A 16,741-nucleotide genomic window follows, 5' to 3' on the forward strand; every position below is an offset into this window, starting at 1 on the left:
GGAGCGAAAGCTAGCATCACCGACGTCTGCACGCAAGCCTTGGTCCAGGCAAGGGTTTAAATTCCCGTTAGCGCTCTATGACCATAGCCACCCATCTTGACAGAGGATGGCTATTAGTTATTGGTTTCCAAATTCAATTGGCCGCTTGCCGGCTACCGCCCCCCTCTATTCAAAGTGTGCACAACCTGGCAGTTGAGCTAAGTTATGCAATTTCGAATGGTCGGGATCAGAATTAACTATTGAGTGCACGCTTTTGGACGATAGTCATCGCCCATATTGGTAGTCGTACAGGCCCAGCCACTAGTATCATCACGAGTGAGGGTAATGGTCGAGCCAGCAATCGCCGTAGGCGGATTCTTCACAGTACAAACGATCGCGTTAGCGGTAGTAAAGGTGAACGTGCAGTTTCCAGAGTCTGCCTGCGCACCAATTGCAGTTGCTGAGATAGCAGTTCCGGAATTTAACAGATCTTCATAGTTAGTTTTGAGTGCCGAAACTTCCGCCAAGGCCGCAGTAGCCTTTGCCCTAGCCTGGTATTTTGAATATGCAGGGATAGCAATAGCCGCGAGAATACCGATAATCGCGACAACGATCATCAGCTCAATGAGCGTAAAGCCTTTTTGGTGTTTCATTTATCTCTCCTAGGTACATGGGGCCTCTTTCGCTGGAGAAAGCAAGGCCTGTGCCAGCGCACTCATACCGGGAAAGCCCACATTATTAGGTTCGGATATCCTATTGGCTAGCAACTCTGCGCCATGTCTGACAAATTTTGTCACCTCATCCCTCAATTTGGCACTTCCGCTCGACTACGCTATAACTCACGCCACACGCCGTAGCCCGGAACCCTCAGATGAACGATATCGCCCTTAGCGGCTTGGCCAGGCAACTGGTCGTGTCTCAGCTCCTAACGGAAAAAGCCGCGCAGCAGGCTTACCTGCAAGCGCAGCGCAGCCGCGTGTCCTTGGTTCATTATTTGGTGCAGAACAAAGTGGTGCCTGGGCGGGTGGTGGCCGAGGTGGCGTCGGACCAATTCGGGGTGGCGTTGTTCGACCTCAGCAGCCTCGACCGCGAAGCGCAGCCCAAGGCTGCGGTGAGTGAAAAACTGATTCGCCAGCACCGTGCGCTGCCGCTGTGGAAGCGCGGCAACAAGCTGTTCGTGGGCCTGGCGGACCCGACTAACCACCAGGCCATCACGGATATCCAGTTCAGTACCGGGCTTGCCGCCGAAAGTATCCTGGTCGAGGACGACAAGCTCAGCGACGCCATCGAACGCTACTTCGACAGCAACGCTACAGGCTTGGAAGATTTGGCCGATGCGGACCTCGATGGGGTAAACATCGACGCCAACGGCATCGACCGTGACGAGCCGGTGACGCAAGACGCCGACGATGCGCCGGTGGTGCGCTTTGTGAACAAAATGCTGCTCGATGCCATCCGTGGCGGTTCGTCAGACCTGCACTTCGAGCCCTATGAAAAAACCTACCGCGTGCGCTTTCGCACCGATGGCATTTTGCGTGAGATGGCCCGCCCGCCGGTGAATTTGGCGGCGCGGATCGCCGCGCGGTTGAAGGTGATGGCCAGCCTGGATATTTCCGAACGGCGCAAGCCCCAGGATGGGCGCATAAAACTGCGTATCTCCAAAAGCAAGGCCATCGATTTTCGGGTGAACACCCTGCCCACGCTGTGGGGCGAAAAAATCGTGATGCGGATCCTCGACCCGTCCAGCGCGCAAATGGGGATCGACGCCCTCGGCTATGAGGCTGCGCAAAAGGAACTGTACCTGCAGGCGCTACGCCAGCCCCAAGGGATGATCCTGGTCACCGGGCCGACGGGTTCGGGCAAAACGGTGTCGCTGTATACCGGGCTTAACATCCTCAACACCGTGGATATCAATATTTCCACCGCCGAGGACCCGGTGGAAATCAACATGGAAGGCGTTAACCAGGTCAACGTGAACCCGCGCCAGGGCATGGACTTTGCCACGGCGCTGCGCTCATTCTTGCGGCAAGACCCGGATGTGATCATGGTCGGTGAGATCCGCGACCTCGAAACCGCTGAGATCGCCATCAAGGCCGCGCAAACCGGGCACTTGGTGCTCTCTACATTGCACACCAACAGCGCCGCGGAAACCCTTACCCGCCTGCAAAACATGGGTGTGGCCAGCTTCAATATCGCCACCTCGGTCAACCTGATCATTGCCCAGCGCCTGACGCGCAAACTCTGCCCGGAGTGTAAAAAAGAAGCGAATATCCCCCGCGAGGCGCTGTTGGCCGAGGGTTTCCCCGCGCACACGATTGGCACCTTCAAGGTCTTCGAACCGGTGGGCTGTGACCAGTGCAACCTGGGCTACAAAGGGCGCCAGGGTATCTACGAAGTGGTCAGGGTCACACCCAGCCTGCAACGGCTGATCATGGAGGCCGGTAACGCCATCGACATCGAAACGCAGATGCGCAAAGAGGGCTTCAATGATTTGCGCATGTCCGGGTTGGCAAAGGTCATGCAAGGGGTTACCAGCCTCGCAGAAGTCAACCGGGTGACCAAGGATTAATACATGGCGGCAAAGGCAGTAAAAATCACCACCTTCGCTTGGGAAGGCCTGGACCGCAGGGGCACCAAGGTTACCGGCGAGATGACCAGCCAGAGCCTGGCACTGGTACGCGCACAATTGCGCAAACAAGGCATCAACCCAGGCAAGATCAAGAAAAAAAGCGCCCCGCTGTTCGGCAAGGGCAAACGCATTAAACCGCTGGCCATCGCGTTTTTCACCCGCCAGATGGCCACGATGATGAGGGCCGGCGTGCCGCTGCTGCAGTCGTTCGACATTATCGCCGAAGGGGTGGATAACCCGAACATGACTAAACTGGTGCTGGGGCTGAAGAACGAAGTCGCCTCCGGCAGCACCTTCGCCCACGCGTTGCGCCAGCACCCCAAGTATTTCGATGATTTGTACTGCAACCTGGTCGACGCCGGCGAGCAGGCCGGCGCGCTGGAGACCTTGCTCGACCGGGTGGCGACTTACAAAGAAAAGACCGAAGCGCTGAAGTCGAAAATCAAGAAGGCCATGACCTACCCCATTGCCGTGCTGGTGGTGGCCATGATCGTGTCGGGTATTTTGCTGATCAAAGTGGTGCCGCAGTTCAAGGCAGTTTTCCAGGGCTTCGGTGCAGAACTGCCGGCGTTTACCCAGATGGTCATCAACTTGTCCGAGGTAATCCAGGCCTGGTGGTACATTATTTTGATTGGTTTGGTGGCCCTGGGGTTTGTGTTCAAACACTTCCACCAAAAAAGTGAAAAATTCCGTAACTTCCTGGACCGTACCTATCTGAAAATCCCGGTTGTGGGCGGCATACTGTACAAGTCTTCGGTGGCGCGTTATGCCAGGACTTTATCCACCACGTTCGCCGCCGGGGTTCCGCTGGTGGAGGCATTGGATTCGGTAGCCGGCGCCACCGGCAACGTCGTGTTCAGGCAAGGCGTTCTGCAGGTCAAGCAAGAGGTGTCCACGGGGATACCACTGAATTACGCCATGCGCGCCACCAAGATATTCCCCAGCCTGGCCGTGCAGATGACGGCGATTGGCGAGGAGTCCGGGGCGCTGGACAACATGTTGGATAAAGTAGCCACTTATTATGAAGAAGAAGTCGATAACTCGGTGGCCAACCTCACGACGCTTATGGAACCGCTGATCATGGCAGTGCTGGGCGTACTCGTAGGGGGCTTGGTGATCGCCATGTACCTTCCCATCTTCCAACTCGGTTCTGTCGTCTAACCCATGCCTGCTTTCGACCTCTTGGCCAGCTCCGCGCTGGCCACCGCGCTGTGCGCCTTGCTGTTGGGCCTGCTGGTGGGCAGTTTCCTCAACGTGGTGATCCACCGCCTGCCGACCATGCTCGACCGCCAATGGCGGGCCCAGGCCCGGGAGTACCTGCAATTGCCGGCCGATGCGGTGCAAGGCCGGTACGATTTGTTGTTGCCGGCATCCAGTTGCCCCCACTGCGGCCACCACATCCGGGCCTACGAGAACATCCCGGTGCTCAGCTACCTGTTGCTGCGCGGGCGCTGCTCGGGGTGCCAGGCGCGCATCAGCCGGCGTTACCCGCTGGTGGAGCTGGCCTGCGGCGTACTCTCGGGCTTTATCGGTTGGCATTTTGGGTTCAGTTGGCAGGGCGGTGCGTTTTTGCTGTTCACCTGGGGGTTGCTCGCCCTGGCGATGATCGATGCCGACACCCAATTGCTGCCCGATGTGATCGTGCTGCCGCTGCTATGGCTGGGGCTGGTGGTAAACGCCTTTGGCGTGTTCACCCCCCTGGCCGCTGCCGTATGGGGCGCGGTGTTGGGTTACGGCGCTTTATGGGCGGTGTTCTGGCTGTTTCGCCTGGCCACCGGCAAGCAAGGCATGGGTTATGGCGATTTCAAGCTGTTGGCGGCCATCGGTGCGTGGGGGGGGTGGCAAGCACTGCCGCTGACGCTGCTGTTGTCGTCGCTGGTGGGGGCGTTGCTGGGGCTGGCCACCCTGCGCCTGCGCGGCGCCAAAGCCAGCACGCCGCTACCGTTCGGCCCTTACTTGGCGGTGGCGGGGTGGATTGCATTGCTCTGGGGTGATGAAATAACCACCCTGTACCTGCAATTTGCTGGGTTTCGATGAGCCATACACCGGTTGCACCTTGGATCTTGGGCCTGACGGGCGGCATCGGCAGCGGCAAAACCGCCGCGGCCGAGCGCTTTGCCACGTTCGGCATCCACGTGGTCGATGCCGACCAGGCCGCCCGCTGGGTGGTCGAGCCGGGCCAGCCGGCCCTCGCGCAACTGGCGGCACACTTCGGCGCGGGCGTTCTCACCCCCGAGGGGCACCTGGACCGGGCGGCGCTTCGTGCGCGGATTTTCGCCGACGCTGGCGAACGGCGCTGGCTCGAGGCGTTACTGCACCCGCTGATCGGCCGGGCCATCGAGCGCAGCCTGGCCAGCGCCACCTCACCCTATGCCATTTACGCCTCGCCCTTGTTGGTGGAAACCGGCCAGCGCCGGGGGGCCCAACGCGTGCTGGTAATCGACGTGCCCGAAGCGTTGCAACTGGCGCGTGCGCAGCAACGCGACGGCGCCAGCGAGGCGCAGGTGCGGGCTATCCTGGCGGCCCAAGCGAGCCGCGCACAACGCCTGGCGGTGGCCGACGATGTGATCGTCAACGACCGCGACCTGGCCTGGTTGCACCACGAGGTCGACCGCCTGCATGCTTTTTATTTGTCTTTAGCTGGAGGCCATTCATGAGCCCAACTGTCGTCAACTGCCCTACCTGCGGTGCCCCGGTCGAATGGAGCGCCGCCTCGCCCAGCCGGCCTTTTTGCTCGGAGCGCTGCAAGCTCATCGACCTGGGCGCCTGGGCCGCGGAGGAGCATAAGATCCCGGTGGCCCCCGATGCTGAGGACGAGTTGTTTTCCGAAGAACTGCAGCCGCGCCAGCATTGATGCAGGGTCCCCAGGGCACGCGCCCTGCGACGTTGGCGTGAAATGCCGCTAGGGCGGCCGCGGCGCGACCCTGCAAACCTTGAACCGATACGGCGCCATCCTGCCAATAAGCTACCTTTAAACGAAGCGTTTACCACCCTTGTGGGGCCCGACCATGGACGATGCAGAGTACATACGCCTGCTCACCAGCCAGGCCGAGCAGGCCAATGCGTTTTTATCCAATGCGCGCAAGTGGGAGCGCGAGCGCTGGGTGTGCCAACGGCTGTTGCAGGGGCTGAACATCGCCTATCGCAGCGAAGAGTTCATGCCGGCCGGCCAAGAGCCGCCGGATGTGTTGTTTCGCGACGCGCGGCTGGAAGTGTTCTTCGTGCTCGATGAGGGGCGCCGGCTCAACGATGAGTGGCGTGAAGAGCTGCAGCGCCGGCGCAGCGCGTTTTCCCTGAGCCAACTGGTGCGCCGCCAGGCCCGCCCCAAGCGCATCCAAGCGGCGCAGTTGCTACAGCGGCTGGGCCCCACCCTGCGCAAAAAGGCCGCCAATTACCAAGAGCGCGGGCTGGATTTGTCCGAGCTCGACATCATCGCCTTCGCCAGCCTCAAGCGCGAAACGCTGAACCTCAATAGCCATTTCCCGCCGCCCACCGAGTACTTGCGCCACGGCTGGCGCTCGCTGACGCTGGTCGGCCCGACCTTCGTGCGGGTGCTGTATGCCCACCCCGACGCCCCGGATTTTCTGCGCGCGAACCTGGGCCGCAGCATTATTTTCGACGTGGGCGTGAGCTTGTAAAAAAAGCGGCACATCGCCCCGTGCCACACATTGATACTGGTCAATGAACCCTGTAGCGTTTCGGCCATCGAAGTATCAACTTTTTGCCGCCGGCCGTTTATCCGATGCCATCCATGACCGCCTTTTATTGCGCCCAGGGCCGAGCCGCCCTGATTGCGCATGCGCGGCCGGCGGTTGCCCCCGTTTTCGTTCCAACGCCGCGCTGGAGCTGCCTTGCGCTCGCGCCGTTGGTTCGCCTGCCGTATGCAGGGCCACGCTTTCCCAACCTTATGAGATACCTTAATGACTCACCGTATCGTGATCGTCGGCGGCGGCGCTGGCGGCCTGGAACTGGCGACCCGCCTTGGCAAAACCTTCGGTAAAAAGGGCACGGCCCACGTCACCTTGGTCGATGCCAACCTCACCCACATCTGGAAACCTCTGCTGCATGAGGTGGCTGCCGGCTCGTTGAACGCCCACGCCGACGAGCTGAATTACCTGGCCCAGGCCAAGTGGAACCATTTCGAGTTCCAATTGGGGTGCATGGTTGGCCTGGACCGCGAGGCCAAGACCATTACCCTGCGGGCCACGCTCGATGAGCAAGGCGCCGAGTTGGTGCCGCAGCGCACGCTGGCCTACGACACCTTGGTGATCGCGGTAGGCAGCACCACCAACGATTTCGGCACCCAAGGGGCGGCCGAGCATTGCCTGTTCCTCGACACGCGCCAGCAGGCCGAGCGCTTTCATCAGCAGCTGCTCAATGCGTACCTGCGCGCCCACGCCAACCTCGAAGCCCATGAGCAAGAGATCACCGTGGCCATTGTCGGCGCTGGCGCGACTGGGGTGGAACTGGCGGCCGAGCTCCACAATGCCGCCCTTGAAATGGCCGCGTATGGGCTGGGGCGGATCAAACCGGAGAACCTGCGCATCACCCTGATCGAAGCCAGCCCACGGGTGCTGCCGGCACTGCCGGAACGGATCGGCAAGCCGGTGCACACAACCCTGGAGAAACTGGGCGTTAAGGTGATGGTGGGCGCCCCGGTGAGCCAAGTCACGGCCGAGCAACTGGTGACCCAGGACGGTACGGTGGTGCCGGCGGCGATGAAGGTATGGGCCGCGGGCATCCGGGCGCCGGCGTTTTTGCAGGATATCGCCGGGCTTGAAACCAACCGCATCAACCAATTGGTGGTGCGCCCGACCCTGCAGACCAGCCGCGACGACGACATTTTCGCCTTCGGTGACTGCGCCGCCTGCCCCCAGCCGGGCAGCGACCGTAACGTGCCGCCGCGCGCCCAAGCCGCGCACCAGCAGGCTTCGATGCTGGCCAAAAGCCTGAAGGCACGGCTCAATGGCGGCGCCCTGCCAGAGTACCGCTACAAGGATTACGGCTCGCTGGTGTCGCTGTCGCGTTTCTCGGCGGTGGGCAACCTGATGGGTAACCTTACGGGCAACGTAATGCTCGAAGGCTGGCTGGCGCGGATGTTCTACGTGTCGTTGTACCGCATGCACCAAATGGCGCTGTATGGCCTGTGGCGCACTGGCTTGGCGATGCTCGGCAGCCGCATTGGGCGCGGCACCGAACCACGGCTGAAACTGCATTGACAGCGGCCCTTCAGGCCGCTGAACGGCGGCCTGAAACATCTAGTACTTATACCCACGCATATGCTTTTTATTTATTTAAAATTTTTGTTACAGTAAATTACATTATATGCCATCGGGCCACCGGGTACCTCTTTCGAATCAAGGATGATCGCCACCGTTCGCCATGCGGATCGCTCGCCCATTTTCTGCAAGGAAAACGAGATGCAGCGCACCAAGCCTGGCACCTGGACGCTATCGGTTTTATCACTCAACTTATTGGCGGCGGCGGTGCCTACCCTCGCCCAGGCCGAGGGCACCCCCGTGCCGAGCGACACGGCGCAGCAATTGGATACCGTTATCGTGACCGGTACCCGCACCCAAGAGCGCACGGCCAGCAGCTCGCTGTCGCCGATCGATGTTATCGGCGCCGATGCGCTCAATAGCACGGGGTCGGACGAGTTGGGCACCGTGCTGGCCAAGCTAATCCCATCGATCAACTTTCCACGGCCCAGCTTGGTGGATGGGGCCGAACTCACCCGCCCGGCCCAATTGCGTGGGCTTTCACCCGACCAAGTGTTGGTGCTGGTCGATGGCAAGCGGCGGCACACCTCGGCATTCGTCAACCTCGGCGGTGCGGTGGGGCGCGGCTCGGCCCCGGCGGACCTCAACGCCATACCGCTGTCGGCGATCGACCACATCGAGGTATTGCGTGATGGGGCGGCCGCCCGCTATGGCTCGGATGCCATTGCCGGGGTGATCAACATTATCCTCAAGCACGCCGACCACGGCGGGTCGCTTACCAGTAAGTTCGGCCAATACAAAAAAGGTGACGGTATCCAGCGCCAACTCAGCGGCAACAGCGGTTTCGCACTGGGTGAGAACGGCTTTTTCGACATCGCCGGCGAAGGCGCCAATAACGAATACACCGACCGCGCCGGCGATGACTATCGTACCGCGAGCATTGGCTCGACCACCTATGGGCAGCATGTGTTTCGCCAGGGCGAGCCGGCCACCCATGAGGGCAAGGTGCAGTTCAACAGCGCTTATAGCCTGAACGATAACGCCGAGGTCTACAGCTTTGGCGGGTACAGCAAACGGCGGGGCGAAACCGCTGCGTTTTATCGGGCGAGCAATGCGTCGAACAACCTGCCGGCGATTTACCCCAACGGTTACCTGCCGCTGATCGACGGCAAGTTGGAAGACACCTCATTGGTTGCGGGTGTGCGCGGGGAACTTGCCAACCAGTGGCATTACGACTTGTCTGCCAACTATGGGCGTAACCGCTATGAGCTGCGCACCAAAACCATCAATACCTCGCTGGGGCTGGCAACGCCCTTCTCGTTCGATAACGGCACCCTCACGAACGAACAAAAGCAACTGACGCTGGACTTGTCGAGGGAATTCAAGCTGGGCTGGCTGCCTAACCCGGTGTCGGTGGCGTTCGGCACGGAATACTTACAGCAGCGTTATCAGATTCAAGCGGGGCAACCCGAGTCTTATTACCAAACGGGAAGCTCCGGCCTGGGCGGTTTTCGCGCCGCCGACGCCGGCACCAGCAGCCGCCACAACTGGGCGGAATACTTGGACCTGGAAACTGACCTGAGCGACAAACTGTCCGTGTCGGCCGCGGTACGCCACGAAGACTATAGCGACTTCGGTTCCAACGTCAGCGGGTCACTCGCCGGCCGTTACCAGTTCACGCCACAGGTCGCGGTACGCGGCAGTGTGTCGACCGGTTTTCGTGCGCCTTCGCTGGCCCAGCAGAATTTCGCCTACACCTCTTCGCAGTTGATCGGCAACACGATCCAGGAAGCCGGCACCTTCCCGGCCAACAGCCAGGTTGCTCGGCTGTTGGGCGCTGAAGACCTGAAAGCGGAAAAATCGCGCAACTACAGTTTGGGCGTGGTGCTGGAGCCTACGGACAACCTTACTGTCACGGCCGATGTTTACCGCATCGATATTCGGGACCGCGTGTCGTTGTCTTCAAACTTGGTGCTCAACGATGCCGCCACCGATTATCTGCAAGCCAATGGTGTCAATGACATCAACTACACCAGCGTGCGTTACTTCACCAACGCCACCGACACCCGCACCGATGGGGTCGACCTGGTGGCTAACTACCGTTACCAATTTGACAACGGCGTGCGTTGGTCCAGCACGGTGGGGTACAACTACAACCACACCAAAGTCACGGACGTAAAAGCCAACCCGGCGATTCTTGACCAATTGGGGGTCGACCTGCTGCGCGTAGACCGCCGTGAACGCATTGGTTTGCTCGGCGACACCACCCCGCAGCACAAGCTGAGCCTGGCCAACGACTTCCAGTATGGCAACTGGGCGCTGCACACCAACTTAGTGCGTTACGGTGAGTACACCAGCTACCAAACCGATTCCGCGTACGACCAAACCTTCAGCGCGGCCTGGCTGCTGGACCTTGCCGTGGATTACAAACTGAAAAACTGGCTATTCACGGTGGGCGGCGACAACGTGACCGACAAATACCCTGAAAAACTCAATGCCTATAGCTCCAGCGGCGGCAACCTGGCCTACAGCACCTTTTCGCCGTACGGTTACAGCGGGGCGTTCTACTACGGCAAAGTCACCTACAACTGGTGATAGGCCAAGCTGTGGAGCTGGCGCGCGCCCTCCCTGGCGGGGTCGAAGGGGGGGCATGCCTGGCCTGGCGGCCGGCGGCGCGGCTGTATTAGCCGACCGGGCGCATGAAATTTATTGCGCCACCGATCAACTCTGCCCTTAAAGCCTCGGATAAATCTGCAGAAATCATTATTATCCCTACTGGAGTTCAGGCGGCGCAGCCATCCAGCCGCCATCAGCCATTCGAGGGTGTCATGGGCAACGAGAGCATCAACTGGGACAAACTGGGTTTCGATTACATCAAGACCGACCTACGCTACCTTTCGTACTGGCGTGATGGCGCCTGGCAGGAAGGCGTGTTGACCGAAGACAACCAACTGCACATCAGCGAGGGCTCCACCGCCCTGCACTATGGCCAGCAGTGCTTCGAGGGGCTGAAGGCTTACCGCGCCAAGGATGGCTCGATCAACCTGTTCCGCCCAGACCAGAACGCCCAGCGTATGCAGCGCAGCTGCAACCGCCTGCTGATGCCGCAAGTGCCCACCGACATGTTCGTCGAGGCGTGCAAGCAGGTGGCCGCGGCCAACGAGCGCTTCATCCCCCCCTATGGCACCGGCGGCGCCCTGTACCTGCGCCCGTTCGTGATCGGCGTGGGCGACAACATCGGCGTACGCACTGCGCCAGAGTTCATCTTCTCGGTGTTCTGCGTACCCGTGGGCCCGTATTTCAAGGGCGGCATGAAGCCACACAACTTCGTGATTTCCGGCTACGACCGTGCCGCGCCCAACGGCACCGGCGCGGCCAAGGTGGGTGGCAACTATGCCGCAAGCCTGATGCCTGGCGCCGAAGCGAAACAAGCCCACTTTGCGGACTGCATCTACCTGGACCCGGCCACCCACAGCAAAATCGAGGAAGTGGGCTCGGCGAACTTCTTCGGCATCACCGCCAACCAGGAATTCGTGACCCCTAAATCAAGCTCGGTATTGCCCGGCATCACCCGCTTGTCGCTGATAGAACTGGCGCAGAGCCGCCTAGGGCTTACCGTCATCGAGGGCGACGTGCTCATCAACGACCTTGGCCGCTTTGTCGAAGCCGGCGCCTGTGGCACTGCCGCGGTGATCACCCCCATCGGCGGCATCCAGTACGAGGGCAAACTGCACGTGTTCCACAGCGAAACCGAGGTGGGCCCGGTCACCCAGAAGCTCTACGACGAACTGACCGGCATCCAGTTCAGCGACATCGAAGGCCCGGCGGGCTGGGTGGTCAAGGTTTGACCCTCACCGGCTAACGACCCCGCAGTGGGTTGGTAAAAGCCCCTGGCTGTAGCGGCCAGGGGCTTTTGTTTTTAAACCGACCTGCGGCAGCCTTCGGCTGCCGCAGGGGTCGCCTTCTTAGGTTGCCCTATTCATGCCGCGGTCATTACCGCCGCGAACGCCTCGATCACGTGCCCGAGGTTACTTTCATTCAGCCCGGCGATGCAGATGCGGCCGGTGTCGATCGCATACACCCCATGCTTGGCCTTCAGCACCGCGACTTGCGCGGCGCTGAGGCCGGTGTAGGCGAACATGCCTTGCTGGTGGGCCAGAAACTCGAAATCGTGTGCTGGAAGCCGGGCTTTCAGGCCTTCGACCAGTGCCGCGCGCATGGCAGTGATGCGCTCGCGCATTTGTGCCAGTTCGCCCTGCCATTGCCGGTTCAGCCGGGCATCGCCCAGCACCTTGGCCACCAGCGAGGCGCCGAACATGGGCGGGCTGGAGTAGTTGCGCCGCACGTGCAGTTTCATCTGCCCGAACACCCGCTCCACGTCGGGTGTGGCGGTGTGCATGCTCAGCGCACCCACGCGCTCACCATAGAGCGAAAAGGTTTTGGAGAACGAGCTGGCCACCAAGAACTCCATGCCACGGCGGGCGCATTCACGCACCAGCCAAGCGTCGTCGTCCAAGCCGTCGCCAAAGCCTTGGTAGGCGATGTCGAGGAAGGTGACCGCCTCCCGTGCTTGCAAGGCATCGAGCAGCGGCAACCATTGCTCGCGGGTAGGCTGTACGCCGGTTGGGTTATGGCAGCATGGGTGCAGCAACACGATGCTGCCCTTCGGCAGGCGCTTGAACTCAGCCAACGCCCCGTCGAAGTCGAAGTGCTTGGTGTGGGGGTGGAAGTACGGATAGCGGTTAACCGCAAAGCCCGCGCCTTGGAAAATCCCCAAGTGGTTATCCCAGGTAGGGTCCGATACCCAGATGGCGGCATCGGGCCAGGCGGTTTTGAGCAGGTCGGCCCCCACCCTCAAGGCACCGGAGCCACCCACGGTCTGGATCACCGCGACGCCACGGTCGGCGCCCACGGAATCGGCGAACAGCAACTCGACAACCGCCTTTCGGTAAGCGGCGGAGCCTTCCATCGGCAAGTAGCCACGCGGGGTGTGCTGGGCGATCAGTTCGTCTTCGGCTTCACGCACCGAGGGCAGCAATGGAATAGCCCCAGCGGCATCGTAATAGATGCCCACGCCGAGGTTGACCTTGTTTGGGCGCTGATCCTCGGCGAACTCCCCCATCAGCCCGAGAATCGGGTCACCGGCGTACAGGGGCAAATGTTCGAACATACTAACCTCGTGTTGTGGAAAACGGCGGGCCGCCCGCCGGGAAGCACTGATTACTCCACAGCCCCCCGGCAGCGTCAAGAAAACTCAGCGCCGCCCGGCGAAACACCCCATCGGTAACCCGGGCTCGATTGACAATAACCCAGCCGCGCGGCCATATTGCGAGCCAGGTCGTATGACAACTACCCCAAAAAACAACCTGCGAGCCTTCCCATGCCCAACCGCACGTTCAACCGCCTGTTGCTTACGGGGGCCGCCGGCGGCCTCGGCAAAATCCTGCGCGACACCCTCAAGCCCTTCGCCCACGTGATACGTTTGTCCGACATCGCCACGTTGGCGCCTGCCCGCGGCAGCCACGAAGAAGTGCAGCGGTGTGACCTCGCCGACAAGCAGGCGGTGGATGCATTGGTCGAAGGCGTGGACGCTATCGTGCACTTTGGCGGGGTATCCACCGAACATGCCTTCGAAACCATCCTGGGGCCGAACATCTGCGGCGTTTACCACATCTATGAAGCCGCGCGCCGCCACGGCGTGAAGCGGGTGATCTTCGCCAGTTCCAACCACGTGATCGGCTTTCATAAGCAAAGCGAAACCCTCGATGCCACCAGCCCACGGCGCCCCGACGGTTACTATGGCCTGTCGAAATCCTTCGGCGAAGACGTGGCCATGTTCTACTTCGACCGCTACGGCATCGAAACCCTGAGCATTCGCATCGGCTCGTCGTTCCCGGCACCGCAGAACCTGCGCATGATGCACACCTGGCTGAGCTACGACGACCTGACCCAGCTTATCGAGCGTGGGCTGTTCACCGAGCACATTGGCCATACCATCGTTTATGGTGCCTCAGCCAATGCCCATACCTGGTGGGACAACCGCTACGCTGCCCACCTGAACTACCAGCCCAAGGACAGCTCCGAACGCTTTCGCGAGCAGGTCGAAAAGCTGCCCAAGCCAGCCGCGGACGACCCGTCGATGGTCTACCAAGGCGGGGTATTCGTCGCTGCAGGGCCATTCGGGGACGAGTGACCCCCTAGCCAGCACGCTAACTGTTTCATATTATTACGTAACTTCCAGGCACGCCCCGTGCCGCGCTTTACCCGCCCTACCTGCCACCCTGCGCGGCGCGCCTGACCAAGGCGTGCTTCGCGGGGTGTTTGGCTCAGTAAGGAATGGCATGAACTTCACCGCACTGCGCAACGACCTGCTCGCCGGGCTAACCTCTTCCTTCGCCCTGGTGCCCGAATGCATCGCGTTTGCCTTGGTGGCCCACGTCAACCCGTTGATGGGCCTGTATGGCGCATTCATCATCTGCACCCTCACCGCGCTGTTCGGCGGCCGCCCCGGCATGATTTCCGGCGCGGCGGGGTCCATGGCCGTGGTGATCGTGGCGCTGGTGGTGCAACACGGCGCTGAATACCTGCTGGCCACTACCCTGCTCAGCGGCGCGCTGATGGCGCTGTTCGGTGCGCTGCGCTTGGGCAAGCTGGTGCGCCTGGTGCCACACCCGGTGATGCTCGGCTTCGTCAATGGCCTGGCGATCATCATTGCCCTGGCGCAGTTGGAGCACTTTCACAGTGGCGGGCAGTGGCTGACCGGCGCACCGCTGGTGACCATGCTGGGCCTGGTGGCGTTGACCATGCTGGTGGTGTGGCTGCTGCCCATTTTTACCCGCGCAGTGCCACCGGCCTTGGTGGCTATCGTTGGGGTGGGCCTGCTCAGCCACCGGCTGCACTTGCCCACCCAAACCCTGGGCGACATGGCCCACATTGCCGGCGGGCTGCCAAGTTTTCATGTACCCGCCGTACCCTGGAGCCTCGACACGCTGAAGATCATCCTGCCTTATGCGGTGTTGATGGCCACCGTGGGCCTGCTGGAGACCCTGCTTACCTTCAACTTGACCGACGAACTGACCGAAACCCGCGGCCAGCCTAACCGTGAATGCCTCGCGCTGGGCGCGGCGAACGTGGCCAGCGGGTTCTTCGGCGCCATGGGCGGCTGTGCCATGATTGGACAAACGGTCATCAACCTGAGCTCGGGTGGGCGCGGCCGGGTGTCGGGGGTAGCCAGCGGGGTGATGATCTTATTGTTCATCCTGTTTTTGTCGCCGCTGATCGAGCGAATTCCATTGGCCGCGCTGGTCGGGGTGATGTTCGTGGTCGCCCAGCAAACCTTCGCCTGGGGCTCGCTGCGGGTATTGGGCAAGGTGCCGCGCAACGACGCGTTGGTGATCATCGCGGTCACGGTCATCACGGTGTTCACCGACCTTGCCATCGCCGTGTTGTGCGGCATCGTGATTGCCGCGCTGAATTTTGCCTGGGAGCATGCCCGCGACATCCATGCCGAGCGCCACGATGATGGCACTGGCGGCTGCCGGTATACGCCGCGTGGCACGCTGTTTTTCGCCTCTACCACGCAGTTCCAGGCACTGTTCGACCCTGCCAACGACCCACCGCGGGTCACGCTGGACTGCGCGCACCTGCGCTTTGCCGACCACTCGGCGATTGCCGCGCTGCAAGCCTTGCTGGCGCGCTATGCCAAGGCGGGCAAGCAGGTGGAAGTGGTTCACCTATCGCAACGCTGCCGGGCAATGCTTCAGCGGGCGGGGGTTATAGATTGACCCCAAGCGCGCCATGGCCGGCCCGGTAGCGCCCGTGAAATAGTCAGCGGGAGCCATCAGTTGCCGTTGGAAATCGCCAGGTCGCCACCATGCCATATTCGGTCGCCAGAGTGCGATTTACCCTGTGTAGACCTGTTAGCCTGACCCTCGCCTGCCATTCCTATAACGAAAAACCGAGGGCATCCGATGAACACGATCAAGAACAGCGCGTGCGCGGCGTTGATGTTGGCCAGCAGCACCCTTTGGGCCGCAGAGCCCGCTTCCTGCAGTACCGTTCGCCTAGGGGCGGTGAACTGGACCGACGTGATCGCCACCAGCGCGATGGCGCAGGTGGTGCTCGAAGCGCTCGGCTACGAGGTCAAAGAAACCACCGCTTCACAGCAGATCATCCTCGCCAGCATGGCCGATAAAAAACTCGACACCTTCCTCGGCTATTGGCAGCCGACCATGCAAACGGTCGCTGCGCCTTACCTGCAAAAGCAACAGGTAGAGGTTATTGAGCCCCCCGCGCTGGCCGATGCACAATCGACCATGGCGGTGCCCGATTACGTGTACGAAGGCGGGTTGAAAACGTTCGACGACATCGCCAAGTTCAAAGACAAACTCGGCGGCAAAATCTACGTGATCGAACCCGGCAGCGGTGCGAACCGCATCACCGGCCAGATGATCGCCAACAACCAATTCGGCCTCAAGGGTTTCCAGTTGGTGGAGTCCAGCGAAGCGGGCATGCTCACGGCGGTCAAGCGCGCGGTATCGCGTAAAGAGTGGGTGGTGTTCTTTGGCTGGAAGCCACACCCGATGAACCTGCAGATCAGCGGCATGAAATACCTCACCGGCAGCCAGGATGCCTTCGGCCCCAACGAGGGCGCCGCCACCGTGTCGGTGATGGCCGCCGCCGGTTATACCGAGCAGTGCCCCAATGTCGGCAAACTGCTGCATAACCTGAAGTTCACCAGCGAGCAGGTCAGCGCGGTGATGGCGCCGATCCTTGACCGCACGCCGCCGCAAGCCGCCGCCAAGGCCTGGTTGAAGGCCAACCCCGGCGTAATAAGCCCCTGGCTGGCGGGGGTGACCACCCGCGACGGCCAGGACGGGGTGGCCGCCGTGCAGGCCCAGCTTAAATAGTATGG

At 61.3% G+C, this 16,741-nt stretch carries 14 protein-coding genes; 12 read left to right on the forward strand and 2 right to left on the reverse strand.

All coding sequences use genetic code 11. The features are described 5' to 3' along the window. Positions 1-236: 236 nt before the first annotated feature. Positions 237-632: a pilin gene (locus HAQ05_RS04150; protein ID WP_190417693.1), complete on the reverse strand. Its 396-nt coding sequence runs from the start codon at positions 630-632 to the stop codon at positions 237-239. 218 nt (positions 633-850) lie between these two features. Here HAQ05_RS04150 and pilB point away from each other — a divergent pair, with 218 nt between their 5' ends. The 9 genes from pilB to HAQ05_RS04195 all read left to right on the forward strand — a co-directional run bounded on the left by pilB (position 851) and on the right by HAQ05_RS04195 (position 11,675). Then, positions 851-2,548 carry a type IV-A pilus assembly ATPase PilB gene (gene pilB / locus HAQ05_RS04155; RefSeq protein ID WP_190417695.1) on the forward strand — a complete coding sequence of 566 codons (1,698 nt, stop codon included), beginning with the start codon at positions 851-853 and terminating at the stop codon, positions 2,546-2,548. Between the two features lie 3 nt (positions 2,549-2,551). Then, entirely contained in the window at positions 2,552-3,769 is a 1,218-nt protein-coding gene (locus tag HAQ05_RS04160; RefSeq protein ID WP_190417697.1) for a type II secretion system F family protein, read from the forward strand. A 3-nt stretch (positions 3,770-3,772) separates the two neighbouring features. Continuing rightward, on the forward strand, positions 3,773-4,645 hold the full coding sequence (locus HAQ05_RS04165) for a prepilin peptidase (RefSeq protein ID WP_190417699.1): 873 nt from the start codon (positions 3,773-3,775) through the stop codon (positions 4,643-4,645). Next, a complete protein-coding gene (coaE, locus tag HAQ05_RS04170; protein ID WP_190417701.1) occupies positions 4,642-5,265 on the forward strand; it encodes a dephospho-CoA kinase in 624 nt (207 codons plus the stop codon). The genes HAQ05_RS04165 and coaE overlap by 4 nt, the downstream gene beginning before the upstream one ends. Then, complete coding sequence (gene yacG / locus HAQ05_RS04175; protein ID WP_190417703.1) at positions 5,262-5,462, forward strand: DNA gyrase inhibitor YacG; 201 nt, start codon at positions 5,262-5,264, stop codon at positions 5,460-5,462. The genes coaE and yacG overlap by 4 nt, the downstream gene beginning before the upstream one ends. 154 nt (positions 5,463-5,616) lie before the next feature. After that, complete coding sequence (locus tag HAQ05_RS04180) at positions 5,617-6,246, forward strand: DUF1780 domain-containing protein (protein WP_190417705.1); 630 nt, start codon at positions 5,617-5,619, stop codon at positions 6,244-6,246. Between the two features lie 282 nt (positions 6,247-6,528). Then, positions 6,529-7,827: an NAD(P)/FAD-dependent oxidoreductase gene (locus tag HAQ05_RS04185; RefSeq protein WP_190417707.1), complete on the forward strand. Its 1,299-nt coding sequence runs from the start codon at positions 6,529-6,531 to the stop codon at positions 7,825-7,827. A gap of 201 nt (positions 7,828-8,028) precedes the next feature. Continuing rightward, a complete protein-coding gene (locus HAQ05_RS04190) occupies positions 8,029-10,422 on the forward strand; it encodes a TonB-dependent receptor plug domain-containing protein (RefSeq protein WP_190417709.1) in 2,394 nt (797 codons plus the stop codon). A 233-nt stretch (positions 10,423-10,655) separates the two neighbouring features. After that, a complete protein-coding gene (locus HAQ05_RS04195) occupies positions 10,656-11,675 on the forward strand; it encodes a branched-chain amino acid aminotransferase (protein ID WP_190417711.1) in 1,020 nt (339 codons plus the stop codon). A gap of 131 nt (positions 11,676-11,806) precedes the next feature. Here HAQ05_RS04195 and HAQ05_RS04200 read toward each other — a convergent pair whose 3' ends face one another. Next, positions 11,807-12,997: an amino acid aminotransferase gene (locus HAQ05_RS04200; RefSeq protein WP_190417714.1), complete on the reverse strand. Its 1,191-nt coding sequence runs from the start codon at positions 12,995-12,997 to the stop codon at positions 11,807-11,809. Between the two features lie 210 nt (positions 12,998-13,207). Between HAQ05_RS04200 and HAQ05_RS04205 the strand changes: the two genes are divergently transcribed. The 3 genes from HAQ05_RS04205 to choX all read left to right on the forward strand — a co-directional run bounded on the left by HAQ05_RS04205 (position 13,208) and on the right by choX (position 16,736). Then, entirely contained in the window at positions 13,208-14,020 is an 813-nt protein-coding gene (locus tag HAQ05_RS04205; RefSeq protein ID WP_190417716.1) for an NAD-dependent epimerase/dehydratase family protein, read from the forward strand. Positions 14,021-14,168: 148 nt separating this feature from the next. Then, positions 14,169-15,611, forward strand: coding sequence for a SulP family inorganic anion transporter (locus HAQ05_RS04210; protein WP_190417718.1), 1,443 nt, complete (start codon positions 14,169-14,171; stop codon positions 15,609-15,611). A gap of 186 nt (positions 15,612-15,797) precedes the next feature. After that, positions 15,798-16,736 carry a choline ABC transporter substrate-binding protein gene (choX, locus tag HAQ05_RS04215; protein ID WP_190417720.1) on the forward strand — a complete coding sequence of 313 codons (939 nt, stop codon included), beginning with the start codon at positions 15,798-15,800 and terminating at the stop codon, positions 16,734-16,736. Positions 16,737-16,741: the final 5 nt, after the last annotated feature.

The organism is Pseudomonas typographi, assembly GCF_014694385.1.
GTDB classification, from domain to species: domain Bacteria; phylum Pseudomonadota; class Gammaproteobacteria; order Pseudomonadales; family Pseudomonadaceae; genus Aquipseudomonas; species Aquipseudomonas typographi.